Here is a 1,810-nt window from a genome sequence, read left to right as displayed (position 1 = left end):
GAGCAACAGGTGCCACTGGTAATACAGGTGCAACCGGTGCAACAGGAAATACAGGAGCAACAGGAAATACAGGAACTACAGGAGCCACAGGTGCAACAGGTAATACTGGAGCCACTGGAGCCACCGGCGCCACAGGAACTACAGGTGCTACTGGTGCAGCAGGAATCAATGGAACAAACGGAGCAACTGGTGCCACTGGTAATACAGGAGCAACAGGTGCAACAGGAGCTACCGGAACAACTGGCGCTACAGGTGCCACCGGGGCTACAGGTAATACAAATGGTTGGTTATTAGTTGGTAATGCAGGTACTACGGCTGGTACCAACTTTATTGGTACTACAGATGCTGTAGATTTTGTTGCTAAAACTAATTCTTTAGAACGATTGAGAATATTGTCTAGCGGTCAAATAGGTATTGGTAGAACACCCAATACGGCTAATTTACTAGATGTGGCCGGTACGGTTAATATATCTAAGCCTGGTGCGTCCAGTATTTTACAGGTGGATGCACAGAGTAGCCAAACCAATATTGCTCAAATTCTGTTTACCAATTCTGCCGGTACCGGCGACTTCAGAATGGGTGGCAGTGGTGGTGATATTGTATGGCAGGGTGGTGGAGGCCGTAATTTGCAGGTGGGTGCTTATTGGGGCATGGATTTGTTAGGTGGACGCGCAACTGCAGTTTTCCCAGCATTCCAAGGGGGAATTGGAAGTTATAATACACGAATTTTAAATACCACTGATAGAAAAGGGTTAATTATTCAAGCCAATGGTACACAAACCAATAATTTGCAGGAATGGCAAAATTCGGCAGGTACAGCTTTAAGTATAGTGGATCCTAATGGACAGGTAGGCATACAAACTACCACCCCACAAGCTAATTTAGATGTGAACGGTACCGCTAAAATTGGAGTGAATGGTACAGTACTGAATAGTATTATTAGAACTACAATAAGTATAAATGATAATACAAACTTTAATTATAATACAACACGTATATTGACTGTTACTTTGCCTGGAGCCAATGTTGGAGCAACTGTAATTCTTACACCTCAAAGTGATTTAAATGCTGGTATTGGTATTGGTTGGGTTAGAGTTTCTGCTACTAATACGCTGCGCATTGGATTTACTAATACTGGTAACAATAATTCGATTGGTAATGTTACTTTTAATGTAACCATTATTCAATAACATTACCTATCTTCAAGAGCCTACTGGTATGCAGGTATCAGTAGGCTCTTTTTATGGAAATAGTCATAAATGGTTTTAATGTCATCCTATATACCTAATAATTCCACCATTGGCATAGTATGTCCATCGGGCTATATGCCTATGGAACAAGTGCAAGCGTGTATAACTACTTTACAACAATGGGGGTATAATGTGCAATTGGGTGCTACTGTGGGTTTGCAATACCATTATTTTGCCGGTACAGATGCGGAGCGGCAGGCCGACCTGCAGGCCATGCTCAATAATCCGGCTATTGATGCCATTTTGTGTGCACGTGGTGGTTATGGGTTAAGCAGAATTATAGATGAACTGGATTTTACTGCTTTTTTACAACATCCCAAATGGATCATTGGCTTTAGTGATATTTCGGTATTACATGCCCGTTTAAACCGGCTGGGCGTACCTGCCCTGCATGCACCTATGGCCGGTGCTTTTAATGAGGGGGGAGCTGAGCGGGAATCGGTGGCTTCGCTCAAAGCCATTTTGGCTGGCAAGCCGGTGCATTATACCGTGCCGGTGCATCCTTTGAACCGTCAGGGGATGGCCAATGCGGAGCTGGTGGGGGGTAACCTTTCTATTAT

At 43.9% G+C, this 1,810-nt stretch carries 2 protein-coding genes; both read left to right on the top strand.

Annotated features, from left to right (window positions below):
* The coding region (locus tag A0F92_RS15850) for a hypothetical protein (protein ID WP_253810360.1) at positions 1-1,190 on the top strand (1,190 nt) is incomplete at its 5' end.
* Between the two features lie 78 nt (positions 1,191-1,268).
* Positions 1,269-1,810, top strand: a 542-nt coding sequence (locus A0F92_RS10465) for a S66 peptidase family protein (RefSeq protein ID WP_167517022.1), incomplete at its 3' end; no start/stop codon positions are given.

Source organism: Hydrotalea flava, assembly GCF_001623405.1.
Classification (GTDB): Bacteria; Bacteroidota; Bacteroidia; order Chitinophagales; family Chitinophagaceae; genus Hydrotalea; species Hydrotalea flava.
This window is presented reverse-complemented; position numbering and strand designations above follow the sequence as displayed.